The 12,744-nt window shown below is 59.0% G+C and carries 13 protein-coding genes; 1 reads left to right on the top strand and 12 read right to left on the bottom strand.

All coding sequences use genetic code 11. The features are described 5' to 3' along the window. Positions 1-617: 617 nt before the first annotated feature. The 5 genes from NKH41_RS32855 to NKH41_RS32835 form a co-directional block, all read right to left on the bottom strand. Complete coding sequence (locus tag NKH41_RS32855) at positions 618-1,124, bottom strand: alpha/beta fold hydrolase (protein ID WP_352935772.1); 507 nt, start codon at positions 1,122-1,124, stop codon at positions 618-620. Between the two features lie 155 nt (positions 1,125-1,279). Then, the gene (locus tag NKH41_RS32850; protein ID WP_023679036.1) at positions 1,280-1,747 is read right to left on the bottom strand and encodes a TPR end-of-group domain-containing protein; all 468 of its coding nucleotides are present in this window, start codon (positions 1,745-1,747) and stop codon (positions 1,280-1,282) included. 15 nt (positions 1,748-1,762) lie between these two features. After that, the gene (locus tag NKH41_RS32845; RefSeq protein WP_023679037.1) at positions 1,763-2,215 is read right to left on the bottom strand and encodes a YidB family protein; all 453 of its coding nucleotides are present in this window, start codon (positions 2,213-2,215) and stop codon (positions 1,763-1,765) included. 354 nt (positions 2,216-2,569) lie between these two features. Beyond that, positions 2,570-3,439: an MBL fold metallo-hydrolase gene (locus NKH41_RS32840; RefSeq protein WP_352492316.1), complete on the bottom strand. Its 870-nt coding sequence runs from the start codon at positions 3,437-3,439 to the stop codon at positions 2,570-2,572. Between the two features lie 1,324 nt (positions 3,440-4,763). Then, positions 4,764-4,922, bottom strand: coding sequence for a hypothetical protein (locus tag NKH41_RS32835; RefSeq protein ID WP_352682150.1), 159 nt, complete (start codon positions 4,920-4,922; stop codon positions 4,764-4,766). A gap of 376 nt (positions 4,923-5,298) precedes the next feature. On the opposite strand from NKH41_RS32835, the gene NKH41_RS32830 reads away from it, so the two are divergent. Beyond that, entirely contained in the window at positions 5,299-5,925 is a 627-nt protein-coding gene (locus NKH41_RS32830) for a hypothetical protein (RefSeq protein ID WP_352935766.1), read from the top strand. 21 nt (positions 5,926-5,946) lie between these two features. Here NKH41_RS32830 and NKH41_RS32825 read toward each other — a convergent pair whose 3' ends face one another. From NKH41_RS32825 to NKH41_RS32795, 7 genes are all read right to left on the bottom strand, one after another. Continuing rightward, positions 5,947-7,608 (bottom strand): DNA polymerase/3'-5' exonuclease PolX, encoded by a 1,662-nt coding sequence (locus tag NKH41_RS32825; RefSeq protein WP_352935775.1) that lies wholly within the window; start codon positions 7,606-7,608, stop codon positions 5,947-5,949. Positions 7,609-7,715: 107 nt separating this feature from the next. Then, the gene (gene ligD, locus NKH41_RS32820; protein ID WP_352935763.1) at positions 7,716-9,533 is read right to left on the bottom strand and encodes a DNA ligase D; all 1,818 of its coding nucleotides are present in this window, start codon (positions 9,531-9,533) and stop codon (positions 7,716-7,718) included. A gap of 341 nt (positions 9,534-9,874) precedes the next feature. Next, positions 9,875-10,105 carry a hypothetical protein gene (locus NKH41_RS32815; RefSeq protein ID WP_352508314.1) on the bottom strand — a complete coding sequence of 77 codons (231 nt, stop codon included), beginning with the start codon at positions 10,103-10,105 and terminating at the stop codon, positions 9,875-9,877. A gap of 48 nt (positions 10,106-10,153) precedes the next feature. Next, positions 10,154-10,393, bottom strand: coding sequence for a DUF982 domain-containing protein (locus NKH41_RS32810; RefSeq protein WP_352508313.1), 240 nt, complete (start codon positions 10,391-10,393; stop codon positions 10,154-10,156). An 8-nt stretch (positions 10,394-10,401) separates the two neighbouring features. Beyond that, the gene (locus NKH41_RS32805) at positions 10,402-10,647 is read right to left on the bottom strand and encodes a DUF982 domain-containing protein (RefSeq protein ID WP_352508312.1); all 246 of its coding nucleotides are present in this window, start codon (positions 10,645-10,647) and stop codon (positions 10,402-10,404) included. Between the two features lie 333 nt (positions 10,648-10,980). Beyond that, positions 10,981-11,235, bottom strand: a complete 255-nt coding sequence (locus NKH41_RS32800; RefSeq protein ID WP_352516195.1) for a DUF982 domain-containing protein — start codon at positions 11,233-11,235, stop codon at positions 10,981-10,983. 548 nt (positions 11,236-11,783) lie between these two features. Then, a complete protein-coding gene (locus NKH41_RS32795; protein ID WP_352508310.1) occupies positions 11,784-12,011 on the bottom strand; it encodes a hypothetical protein in 228 nt (75 codons plus the stop codon). Positions 12,012-12,744 lie beyond the last annotated feature (733 nt).

Genomic DNA, 12,744 nt, shown 5'->3' with positions numbered 1-12,744 from the left:
GCCCCTTCTCATGCAGCAGTTTCAGCATCGAGATCCGCGCCGAGGAGGCAAGCCCCTTGAGCACGGCAATGCCTTCCTCAGGTTCGATCACCAGAAAATTGCGATTCATGAAATCGGCAGTCTATGCTCGTGACAGAGGTTATGGCTTCGCTCATTGCAACGGCGCTGACCGAAACGCCGAGCCGTTGATTTGGTTACATTAAGCCCTCGACCGTCAGTATGCATCGCAAGCCGTACCCGCAAGGATGGTGCGACATGTCTACATTTGTTCTCCGACCGCCAGCTCCTTGTAGTGCGGGGGTGCTTGTCAGTCCGTGGCCTCGATTTGCAGACGACTAGGTAGATGCTGGCAGCCACAAAGAGAGGCAGAAGCCGAACACGGAATTGGGGCCGTTCCCCTGGCCAAATCCCCAAGATACGGGACCTCGACGTCGATGTTAGCCGAACCGGCGCGGATGGATGCACAGGATGCGGTTCGCTGAAGTGCATGCCGCCGTGAAGTAAATCATCGGATTCGCCACCCGATAGAGTCGGGACGGCGTTCTACCTATTGCTTTTGAGCATGATCTTTTCCGAAAATCACGATTCCACTTCTTCGGGATCCCGCCAGTGCCGGCCTACTTCATGCTGGCCGCGGCAGCGACCCTGTCCACCATGGCGAGAACAGCTAGCGGTGCGGTGTGGTGGACCATGTGGCCGGCCTGCGGGATGATATCGACAAAGGAACCAGGAATCTCCGGTTGTAGTCTAAGAGCCTCGGCTTTCGCATCGAACAACCGGTCGCCGGCCCCGGCAATAATGCCGGCAGGCTCAACAGGGTGAAGCGGCCGCCGGCCAGCGCGTCGGCCAGCATCAATCCCGATTCGGCCGCGATCGACCGCAGCTGTGAGGCCGCTGGCGATGTCCTTTGCCGACGAAGCAAACCCTGCAGAGACGATGCCGGGGCGAACTACTTGCCCATGGCGAGCGGCCAGGTGAGCAGCACAAGCAGCGGCAGCAAAATGTGGGGGAAAACACCACCGGCGACAGGCAAGGCCGGCAGCCCGCCAGTGCAAGGCCCAGGCGCGGCGGCAAGAACGGACCGATGAAGACTCCCGATCGAATCGTCGTCCGATCGAGCTCATCGACTCGCCCGCCTGCCATCGAACCCAAATCTCAGGCGCTGAGCGGCCGAGTAGTAGATGCGACTTCGCTGCTTCATGGCTCACACTCCATCTTTCAGAAAAGAGCGTGTGTTGCTGCGATCAGTTGAATCCGCCACCCAAAGCGGACGCGGCTGCTAGGCAGGCCGAAGCTTGTGCAAGTACAGCTGTGCGTCACAAGGCAAGTGAACTAAGAAGCTGCACGAACCGCGGGTGATCGCGAATGGCGTCGAAATGACTTCGTGACGGATTCGTTCCAATACGTTCTGACTCACGCTTCCTCCGACGGCTCTTTCCAGGTACCGCACCGCTTCCTCCACTTCCCCGAGCACGGAATACATGCAAGCGGCGTTGTACTGCGTCACGAAGTCGTCCGGATCGATCGCCAGCGCTCTGGCCAGCCAGGAACGCGCCTTCTTCCGCTCACCGATATACGCGAGCGAGGGCGCCGCGATGCAGCGGTGCCGCATTTTCAGGATGGCGGCCAGTTGAGCGTTCGGCGCGCTCGAAACAGACCCTTGGTTCGCGAGCGGATGAAGGCGATCGCGCAGGAGCGTCCCCCCGTGTAGAGTTGCCACCCTGGATCTCGCCTTGGCCGGCTGCATTCCTGGCTGTGTCCCCTAGGATACATTGTCGAGCAGGGTCGACTTATCCAAGCCATGTGTCGGCTCAGGCGGCCATTCACCATTCAGCGTCATCTCGTTGACTGTCTCGGGTAGATCCCGCGCAATCCTTCTGATTAGCTCCTCGCGCGAAAGACCCGTCTGCATCGAAATGGACGTGAGTGTACCTTCGTCCATTGCCGCTTGGACGTCCCTTGGCTCAATCGGTTGGTTTGGCCCGCTGCCAACCCACGAGTCGACCTTCGATCCTGCCCCCACCTCCCTGAACCGGTCGAGGATCTCACCAAGGTCAGCCCTCGACACGCCATTCGTTATCTGAGCCAGAATTCTGCGTTGCGGGTCGTTTGGGTTAAGATACCCCGCTCCCGGAATCAATTCACAGAGCTTGTCGCGATTTTGGTATGCCAGAACGCGAAGCATCGCGATCGCCAATCTTCCCAGATTTGCCATTTGGTCTCCTCCACGGTTTTGGCCGATGAGCGAATCAAAGCCAAGTCTTGGCGGATGCCGACGCGTGTGGACTCGAACAACTTCTTGCCGGTCGGCTCGCGGGCGGACAGGACGCGTCCTACGGGTACTCGTTTTCCATCTAACGTCTTCTCCTGACGCAGAACTTCGGGGCGCTTGGCCGCAGTCGCCCTGCGCCGATCGAACGCCCTAACCCGGCGCCTCCCGGGTTTGTTCCGCTTGTCAGAGTTTGTCGGCGACGATGGGGCGCGCGACCCGACGGGTAACTCTACCGGCTCGAGAGACAGAGTCTGCCCAACTTGACCATACTTCAGAACGACGACGGCTCGATTAGCCTCAGCTACCTTGGACTGCCGCCGGCTCGCGCACGAATTTCAATTTCGGCGGGACGGCGAACACCCTGAACCGCTCAGCCAGGCTGTCAAGAGCTTGACGCATGCCCACTCCCGCGGCAGCCGCACCGTGTCCACTGATGACCATGTGCGGGTTCAGGGCAGCCAAGTGCTTCACGGATCTTTCCGCCGCATCCCAGTCCGGCGTGAAGTAGCGCGGCGGACCGTGCATCTCAAGATCCTGAACGGCGACCTCATAGACTGACTCCTGACCGGTGGTGATGAAAGCGTCCCCTACGATCAGCGAGCGGTCCTCCTCGCGCCAGAGCGAGATATGCCCAGGAGCGTGCCCGGGTGTGTGTAGCCATCGCCATCCGGGCATTCCGGGGATCGATCCGTCGGCAGGTAGGAGTTCCAAACGGTTGCCAAGATCAATTGGCCCCCGTGGAAAAAGCGGCGAAAGCAGCGCCATCAGTCCACCCCCGACCCAGGGATCCGGTGGCGGATAGGATGCGGTTCCGTCCAAATAGGGGCGCTCGAGTGGATGCGCGAAGACAGGCACGTCCCACCTATTCGCGAGGTCTAGAACCGTTCCCACATGGTCGAAATGGCCGTGGGTCAGGATGATCGCGGCCGGCCGTGCGTTCGTGCCAAACCGCTTTTCCGCGACCGCAAGAATGCTGCCGCGGGACGTCGGCAACCCGGTATCGATCAGCATCCAGTTCCGATCTCCGCTGCCCGGTGCGCCGAAGAACACGACATTGACGATTGCTAGGCGCAAATAGCCCAAGTCCGGTGCGATGCTCCAAGCGCCGTCGCCACGATCCTCGCGCCTGGCGTGGTCGATCTCGGAAAGTCGAATCTGAACGGTCATGTGATCCCGTGCCTCTCTTGTTGCTGAGCAGCCGCTCGAGTCGATCGGCGGCGGTGGTATATCGCCCCGAACTTGGCACGGCCCTCCTTGTTCCTCCTTCGCCACCCAGCTCCGGACAGTCCACCACAGGAACAAAGGCTCGACCAAATCGGTTCGGCATTACCCGGTCACGCCAGGACGAGCTGGACTGAGCAACGAAGATGGCGCGCGCCCCATTGGATGCGGTATTTCGCCAACGCGGTTCCCGGTCCTAACAAGGCGGCCGAGTTCGAAGCCGACTGCTGAAAGAAGACTTCGAATGAGCGAAGTGGGGCGTATGGACGAGCACCAGGTGGAGGCTCCGGTTCCGCAAGCTTCGCCTATGACTGGTCAAGTTGGGCGCCAATGGTCGAGGCGGCCCGATCGGCAGGTGTCCAGGTTATCTGGGACATCTTCCATTACGGATCTCCAGACCATGTCGATCAGGGATCGCTGCATTTCATCGATGCCTATGCCTCGTTCGCGGCAGAAGCCGTGAGGGTACAGCGTTCGATCGCGGGAACACCGCCTCTGTTGTGTCCCATCAACTAGATCTCCTTTTTCGCATGGGCTGTTGAGGTCGGCTATTTCCCGCGTGGGGCCGAACAAACGTGCTGGTTCAAGCGGCATCTCGTGAAGGCTGCCATCGCGGGTGTTCGTGCAATGCGGGAGATCGACCCCGCCTGCAGATTTGTCTGGGCCGAGCCCCTTATCCAAATCGCTCCTCGTGACCGGACCCGCAGCGAACGGGGTCGGGCCGAAAACGCCCGTCAGGGGCAGTTCGAAGCTTACGACATGTTGCTGGGCCGCGTCGAACCTGAGTTGGGCGGGAGCGAAGATGTTGTCGATTGTCGTGGGCCTGAATTTCTAGCCGCACAATCAATGGGAAATAAACGGGCCGACGATATCGATGGGACGCCATGAGTACCGCGCTTTGTCGGAAATGTTGCTCGAGGTTGCTCATCGGTACGGTAAGCCGATGTTCATTGCCGAGACCGGCTCAGAGGGATCCGGCGGGCCGGCTTGGCTCCACTATGTATGCCGCGACGAGGTGCGTGCCGCTATGGGTGTCGGAGCATCGATTCGAGGGTATTTGCCTGTACCCGATAACGGCCTACCCGGGCTGGGACAATTCGCGTCATGCAGAGGTGGGGTTATTTTCGGCCATCCACCCGAATGGCACACGCCGCCTCCGTCAGCCCGTCGCGGACGAACTGGTGCATCAGCAAGATCTGTTCACGGCAAACCGGACGCGCTGATTGTGTTGCGACACACCGCAAGGGCGAGCACCGAAGACCAGGGCAAATTACGGTGTATTCCTCAGCCAAAATCGGCGCCACGCGATGCCAAGTGGCATGGGTGCGAGGAAGTGCAGCATCAGGAAGCGGTGGCCCCTTCCACCAACCCGCACTCTGAGCGTCGCTTCCGGAAGTTTGATCTGCTCCAGCGAGAAACCTTCAAACATGCAACTCCCTCCATTCGCAACATTTGCCAAACGTGTAAACGGAGAGGCAGTTCAATGTCGGCTTCCGCGGGATCTGAACTTGCCTTGTATTCCGCGAAGAGGTCGTGAGCCGAACGGCGGCTTTAACTGGTCCCTCGGCAATAACCGGACGGACAGCAAACGGCCCCCAAAAAGCCGCCAGGCGGCAACGCGCCTGATATCGCACCTTGTGATCAACTCTGCCGCTTCCTGTTAGCCGAAGTTGCAAGCGGCCCCGCTAACAATCGTGGTTGCGCCTTCAGGGCATCGTGGTTCAGACCGCTGGCGGATTAGAACTCATGTTGGCTTTGCGATCGGCTCATCGCTTGCCGACAATCGGTGACCTATATAAAGGGGCATGTCCACGCGCCGAAAAATCAATGCAACAGCGAAGCTGATTGGAGAGTGGCCTTTAACCCCGGCTGCAACGTTTGGATCGTCGGTCAGAGCGAGGGGTATTTTTCTCGAAATACGCGCCCGCCTTCCAACGGAGTTCAGTAAATTGCTCAATATCGAGTCCCGCGTGCTTACCCTGCGCCTGTCTGAGGGCGCCGAGAATGATGGGCAGGTGGTATTCGGGATCATATCCAAAGCACTGCAGAATATCGAAGACCTGCCCGTAATCCCCCGTGAAATCGAGGACATTCTGACGATCTCGACGGCCGAACGGCACCGCTGGCTGAAAGATGGTCGCTTGCAGAGCGCCGGGACGAAAACGGTGAAACTTCGCGGGCGGGCAAGGAACATCACCTTTCACGTGTTCGACCCGCAGCACGTGGAGGATGTGCTTGACCGCGACCTGGTTACGGTCTGGCGCGAACAGGACGCAGCGACAGCTGCAGAGAATAGGCGGCGAGCAGCGGGGAAGGCCGCTATGAAACGTGCTCAAAGAACTGCAGCTTCAGCTGGTTATGGCCCCGATGAGAACTCGCACTCCAGTTTGCGCGGCTGGGAAGATTTTGAGAATGACGGACTCCTGCGCTGATAGGCCGGGCGCATAAGCAGATTAGAACGTTTGCCTGCGGCGTTCGAGATGCGCAAGAAGGGCCGTCAAACGCATCGCATTCAGGACCCGCTTCGCAGGGACACCGCCCTTGCGCGCCATCTCGACACCCCAATGCATGTGGTCGAGCTCGCGGATCGAATGAGCGTCCGGATTGATGCTGAATATGCAGCCCTGATCGAGTGCCTTTTGATGCCAGCGCCAGTCGAGGTCGAGTCGCCACGGATGTGCGTTGATTTCGACAGCGACGCCGTGTTTCGCACACGCTTTGAGGACTTTGTCGACGTCGAGATCATAACCGGGTCGGCGCAACAGCTGGCGACCGGTCATGTGCCCGATGATTGTCGTCCGAGGATTTCCGATCGCCTCAATGATACGCTCCGTCTGCTCTTTCTTCGGCAACTTGAAGCGGCTGTGCACGCTCGCGACGACGAAATCAAAGTGCTCCAAAATATGATTCGGGTAATCGAGCGAGCCATCAGCCAGGATGTCCGCCTCGATGCCCTTCAGTATGCGAAATTTTCCATTGTATGCCTTGTTCAGCCGGTCAGCTTCGCGGTGCTGTTCAGCAATCTCCTGCAACGAAAGGCCGCCTGCGTAGTGAGCGGACTGCGAATGATCGGCGACACCATAGTATTCGAAACCGCGCCTACGCGTGGCTTCCGCCATTGCCTCAAGCGTTTCGGTGCCATCGGATGCGGTCGTGTGAGAATGCAGGATGCCATGCAGATCTTCATCCCGAATGAGGGCGGGTAGCTTCTGCTTTGCCGCTCGCTCAATCTCGTCCCTGCCTTCGCGCAATTCAGGCTCGATAAACTGCAAGTCTAGAGCTTGGTAGATTTCTTCTTCTGTCGCTGACGCGATCAGCTTTCTCCCGCGATGAAGCCCGTCGGCGTTTAGGGTGAATCCCTTGTCGGCCGCGAACGTCTTCAGTTGCTCAAGGTGGTCTGCCGAACCGGTTGCTTCGAGCAGGTTCGCGCCAAAGTGCTTCCTGTCCGTGACAACAAGCCTGAGGGTCGTATCCTCGATTCCAGTCGACTTTCTGCCCTGCGCTACCAGGGCGAAGTCGGAAACGAGCTCGCAACCGCGCCGGAAGTCACCTGCAATTTCGACGCGCGAAAACTCTGGATGCTGTTGCTTCACCGATATGATCGCATGTTCGAGAAGAGCGGCGGCCTTGTGCAGGTGAAGTTGCGTTTCGCCGCTTCGCACGATGGCCAGGTTCTGCAGGAGTTTTGTCTGAAGCGCGGCGCCGAGGCCTTTGACTGGGCGTATGCGGTCTTCTCTTGCTGCGGCCTCGAGCTCCGCCCGCGAGTTCACGCCGAGCGCCTGATGAAGCTTCAGTATCTTATCGGGACGAAGCCCGGGTATGGCAAACAGCTCCATCACGCCCGCTGGAACATCCTCGCGCAGCTTCTCAAGGCTGGGGTGCGTGCCGGTTTGGTAAAGCTTGGTCACGATGTCTGCGATCGCGTCACCGATCCCCGGGATGTTGGTGAGGGCGCCGGCGGCGATGATCCGATCAAGCGGCTGCGACAGCGCCATCAGACTGTCTGCCGCGCGCAAGTATGCCTTTGTGCGATAGGGATTGTCGCCGCGCATGGACGCCCGTTGCGCGTATTCCCTTAAAAGACTGGCGACGGTCCTAGGATCGATTTTTGCCATGGCTTCAGCCAAACGAGACCGATCTCCGCAGGTTCCAATCAGGCAAGGCCGTGAGCGCCGCGTTGCCCTTTGAATCCCGGCTTTACTGCCTCTTCCAGCGTCGGACGCTACAGATTGGGCAAGGATTGGTCAGCGCGACCCCATCCAGCCAGAGTTTTGGAGGCTGCGCGTTTCTTTAATTCAGGAGCATCGCCCACGTGGAAATGAGAGGGCGCGTCTATTGTCTTCATCTCCGCCCACGTGATCGGTGCCGCGACAGGAGCGCCCGGACGTGATCTCGCGCTGTAAGGCATGATCGCGGTCGCCCCGCGCTGATTGCGTAGATAGTCCACAAAGATGCGACCCTTGCGGCGCGCCTTTGACAACACGGCCGTGAAATGGGCCGGATCGCTCCGGGCGACCGCCTGCGCCAGGCGAGACGCGAAGTCCTTCACCTGTGGCCACTCGGCGCCAGGGGTGAGCGGCGCGATGACGTGCACTCCTTTGCCTCCCGTCAGCATCGGGAAAGTCGTAAGTCCCAGCGATTTAAGGATAGCGCGGAACTGAAAGGCAGCGGCGCGGACGGCCTCAAAATCGAGGCCTTCATCGGGGTCGAGGTCGAACACGAGGCGGTCGGCCTTTTCGACATCCTCGATCCGAGCCCCCCATCCGTGCAGCTCGATCGTTCCCATCTGGACGCAAGTCATGAGTCCGTCGGCATCGTCGACATAGAGATATGGTTCCTCGTGCCCGTCTTTCTCTGTGATGCCGACGTGGTGGACTTTGTCGCCAAAGCTGCCGGCGTCGTGTTTCTGGAAGAAGCACTTCTTCGCGCGGCCCTGTGGGCATCGAACCAGACTGATCGGCCGGCTGCCAACCCAAGGAAGCATGATCGCCGCGACCGCTGCGTAATGGTCGGCGAGCTGTCCCTTGGTGATGTTGGACTCCGGATAGATGACGCGGTCACGGTTACTTATCGCGATGGTGGTTGTCGCAGACGCGGCGAGATCGGCTGCATGACGTTCCGTCTCGAGCACGACCGCCTCCGGCTTCTTGTCTTCGCGGAGACCAAGATAGCTCGGATGTCGTAATGTCCCTTCATTTGTCATTTCGGTGAAGGCAATCTCAGCGACCAGTTTCGGACGGAGCCAGTGTGCGCCGCGCACTTCGGCGCGTGGTGCGTCGACGGTGGCGGCCTTCTGCTCGAGCGGCGCCATGATCTTCAAGAGACGAAGAAGTTCAGCGGTATCGAAGCCGGTGCCGACTTTCCCGGCGTAACGCAGCTTGCCGCCGTCATGAACGCCAAGGATCAAGGACCGAAACGCGCGGACCTTGTCGGACGGCGTCCAGCCGACAATCACAAATTCTTGCCGCCTGATGCATTTGATCTTCAGCCAGCTTGCGCCGCGGGCCGCCACATAACTCGAATCCGCGAGCTTTGAGATGACGCCCTCAAGGCCGGCTGCGCAGAAGCGATCGAGCAGCTCTTCTCCGCGGCCGAGGATATGGTCGGAGTAACGAAGGACCGGATTTTTCGCAGGCAAGATCGCCTCCAGCTTCGCCTTGCGCTCAACAAGAGGAAGCCTTGTCAGATCTTCGCCGTCGAGCTGCAGCAGATCGAACGCATAAAAGTCGATAGTCGCCGGGGCACCCTTCAATGCATTCTGAAGCGCCTGGAAGTTAGATCTTCCTTCCACATCGACAACCACGGCCTCGCCGTCAATCAGGGCTGAGCGCACCTTGAGCTTGCGAGCCTCGGAGAGGATCGAGGGAAAACGCCTAGACCAGTCCAGACCAGATCGTGTGTAGGCTCGCGCCTCGCCACCGCCGACGGCAACGAGAATACGATAGCCGTCGTATTTCATCTCATGGATCCAACGATCGCCGGCAGGGACCGTGTCCACGAGCGTTGCGAGTTGGACCGGCCGGAAAGCGGGCGGCGCCAAAGTGACCTCGTCACGAGCGGGCGACTTCGCTTGACTAGCGCTCGACGCATTGATTGCCTTACGCGACGTTGGCTTGACCACTCTGACCTAAACCATACTCAGAGACGAAATAGCGTTATTCGCGTCCAACGCGCGACTCCTTCTTTAGTTTCGCTGCAGGTCGTATTGAGCTTTTCGCGATCATTGCCGACCCGCTTGATTAGCGCCTCGGCCTGAGGCCGTACTTCCTGCCTCCGGCCCTTCCATCCTCCGATTTGCGCGCACAGCTCACTGGCAATAATCAAGAGCAGGAACGTGCTCTCAAATGCCGCCCCAGCAATATCCGCTTTCTGCCATCGGCTTTAGAAACCCGACATTCCGGTTCCGGTCCCCTGTGGGTACGGTTTGATCTTCTCGTCGAACCCCATGTTACGATTGATGATTACTCGACGGGCCCCATTGACGCCAAGTACCTCGCCCAGAGCAGCTCCGATGCCAGTTTCAAGAAGTGCAAAATGGCCCATAAATGCGCCGACCAGAGTGAATGCTCTCGTATCCGGGTCTATTTCGAGCAGCGCGGACTTGGTCAGCATTAGACAGCCTAACGGGTCCTTCCCAACATAGCCATGGGCACCGGCCTGCTACTCACGCAGCCCCCTCTCCTCCTTGGCAGCAGCCTCGAAAGCCTGACGGACCTCTTCCGGAGTCACACGGTCCTGAAAGGGGTCGGCGCACAGTTGCACAGCCTTCCTCCACTTAGGTCCCATCTTGGTCCACTTCATGAGTTCCTCGGCGGCACCCTCGACGTTGTTGCACCCGTAGGTGACCCCAGGTCGGTCGGTCTTGACGTACACCGGAGGGGAGAACCAATGGGTTGCCACGACAACTCCTACTCAGGGGAGAGATACATCTTGGCCTCCTTAGCGGCAGCCTCAAAGGCCTTTCGTATTATGTGGGGGTCAATCGAATCGCCCTCCAAGGCTGACAGGCAGAGGGTCACCGCCTTATGCCAGCGAGGCCCTCGCCGGGTCCACATCTTGAGCTGCTCAAGGGCTTCCTTCGCATTGTTGCAGCCATGCCTGACACCGGTTTCAGTCTTCACGAACACCGGAGGGACGAACCAGATGGGCGCCATGATACATGAGTTCTTCGGCGGCTCCCTCGACGTGGCTGACCCCATTGCGAATGCCCGGACGTTTCGTCTTCACGTAGACCGGTGGAGAGAACCAGAGGGGACCCATAAGGGGGAACTTAGAGCGGCAAGAGCCCGCCGACCAACCCCGCTTTAGCCGCAGCTAAGGGAACGATGTAGGCCCTCGCGGGTTTAGAGGCGGCAGCGGGATTACTTCGTGGATGTGCAGCCGCTGTGGGGGGGTCCGTCGCCTCTCATCTCCATGCTTGGCGGCGGGCTCCTTTCGCGAAGGCGGTGTTGGTCTGAGACACCTAGAACCTTATACCGCAATCCAATTTAGCTGGTTGTCATTGGGGGGAGTAATGTCCCCTCCTCTTTTGCAGCAGCCAGGAATGCCTTGCGGGCCTCCTCAGGTTCCATCTCGTCGAAAATCACGGCCATGCAAACGCGCACCGCGAGGTCCCACCAAGGGCCACGCTTGGTCCACTTCATCAACTCCTCGCCGGCTGCCTCGGCGTTGTTGACATTGTGGATGATCCCGGGACGCTCGGTCTTGACGGGGATCGGAGGGTTGAACCAGTGGAGAGCCATGAATGGACCCCAGGCGGCTAGCGGGTTTCGTCTCTACTAACCGGCTCAGCGATGAGGACGATTACCGTTTGTTAGCCATGTCTGAGTCCGTGACGGGATGTTTCCAAAGGTTCATCGACGGTTACCTAAGCGGTCGGTACGAAGCCGGTATGCATCATCTTCCGGTGGGTGTCGCCCTGGTCATTTCGCTTGTTGTCGGTCTACTCGTTGCGACGATCGCGTAAAAGGACCAGTCGGAAATCTGCGGCATCCGATGGTTATTTGTCCTCGGCGAGAGCGTTAATGTGAGGACTGTCACGCCAAGGCCGGAATATTGAGAATGAATGACAGCATACGGGCGCGCGCCCATTGCGAGGTCACCGAAGTCGGCCGACAGCTACTCCCGGGCGTCGAAAGCCACGCAGAGGCCCATGGCAGTTGCTGCCTCGACGATTGCCTCGGTTAGTTCTTCGTCGGAGGCCACCAAATAAGGCGCAGTCTCCCGAGCTTCGCGTAATGCCGCTTTGATCGAGACCGTGTCGCGACGGTCCGCCCTGTTGAGGAGGCGGTTATTCGCGAAGATCGAACCCGACGAACAGGCCAAAGGCTGGGGCAACATTGACAATAAGCTCCACCATCTCGCAGTCAGTTTCCGCCAGATGTGGCCGGTCTCGGCGCACCGCTGCAATAGTCTCTTTGACGGAGATGATTTGGCCGCGACGGGCTTGTAGGATCAGCTCGTGAACAAGGTGTTTGGCAGTCACTTTGTCGGGTCGGCAGTTCGTCCAAACGTTCATACAAGGCCTCCCACCTCAGCGAGAACCCAAGAGAACATTCATGATCCTCTGTCGAGAAAAATCAAGAAGAATGTTTGATAACTTCTGCGTGGGAATCAGGGGGACAAGCCACGAAGCGAGCCTCTATACTCTTTGAGCTGACGCTCAGCCAGCCGGCTAGGGAGCTTCTTCCGTCGGGCCCTGTTTGGCCCGATCAATAGCCGCAAGTAATGACTGTAGGGTTGGCGGCAGTTCTGGTTCGACCTCCAGATTTAAGAACGTTTGTACGTGATGACGATAGCCTTCGGAACGGATCAGTTTCCGAAACGCTTCGGAGACAGACTGATGGTCTGCTTTGTTGCTCGTTGTCATGTTCGGGAAGTCCGTCCCAATCAGCCGCAACTCGCCCGCAACGAATGGGTTCCATCAGGAGGTCGGAATATTTGGTAGAAATTTCTGAGCGGGAGATCGGATAACTGGCTCGCGCGAAGACCCCCCGTGCCCCCTTCGTTTGCCGCAGCATTAACCTCGCTCTTTGAACTGAAATTCGTGTCTATCTAGCGTCGGCGTTGCACATCGTGAACGTTGGAATGCTTCTGTCCAATGTTTGCTCACGCTGTGATGCCAACGGGCAGGCTCTTGCGGCAGGGTGCCGCAAGGCGAATGAAACGCCGGCCCAGTTCAACCCGCGCGACGTCCTTCAAAGCTGGGGGGATCGATCTTCACCAAGCGGTCTGCGGCCTCGACCGCAGTT

It is taken from the genome of Mesorhizobium sp. M1169 (assembly GCF_040318345.1).
Lineage (GTDB): Bacteria > Pseudomonadota > Alphaproteobacteria > Rhizobiales > Rhizobiaceae > Mesorhizobium.
Note: the sequence above shows the minus strand (reverse complement) of the source record. Positions and strands in the feature narration are given on the sequence as shown.

Coding starts and splice junctions, on each gene's coding strand:
- NKH41_RS32815 (WP_352508314.1), bottom strand. CDS start 10,105: ATGCTGACCAAGTCCGCGCTGCTCGAAATAGACCCGGATACGAGAGCA.
- NKH41_RS32840 (WP_352492316.1), bottom strand. CDS start 3,439: ATGACCGTTCAGATTCGACTTTCCGAGATCGACCACGCCAGGCGCGAG.
- NKH41_RS32835 (WP_352682150.1), bottom strand. CDS start 4,922: ATGTTTGAAGGTTTCTCGCTGGAGCAGATCAAACTTCCGGAAGCGACG.
- NKH41_RS32800 (WP_352516195.1), bottom strand. CDS start 11,235: ATGGCTCTCCACTGGTTCAACCCTCCGATCCCCGTCAAGACCGAGCGT.
- NKH41_RS32795 (WP_352508310.1), bottom strand. CDS start 12,011: ATGAACGTTTGGACGAACTGCCGACCCGACAAAGTGACTGCCAAACAC.
- NKH41_RS32855 (WP_352935772.1), bottom strand. CDS start 1,124: ATGAGCTCGATCGGACGACGATTCGATCGGGAGTCTTCATCGGTCCGT.
- NKH41_RS32845 (WP_023679037.1), bottom strand. CDS start 2,215: ATGGCAAATCTGGGAAGATTGGCGATCGCGATGCTTCGCGTTCTGGCA.
- NKH41_RS32830 (WP_352935766.1), top strand. CDS start 5,299: ATGTCCACGCGCCGAAAAATCAATGCAACAGCGAAGCTGATTGGAGAG.
- NKH41_RS32805 (WP_352508312.1), bottom strand. CDS start 10,647: ATGGCGCCCATCTGGTTCGTCCCTCCGGTGTTCGTGAAGACTGAAACC.
- NKH41_RS32825 (WP_352935775.1), bottom strand. CDS start 7,608: ATGGCAAAAATCGATCCTAGGACCGTCGCCAGTCTTTTAAGGGAATAC.
- NKH41_RS32850 (WP_023679036.1), bottom strand. CDS start 1,747: ATGCAGCCGGCCAAGGCGAGATCCAGGGTGGCAACTCTACACGGGGGG.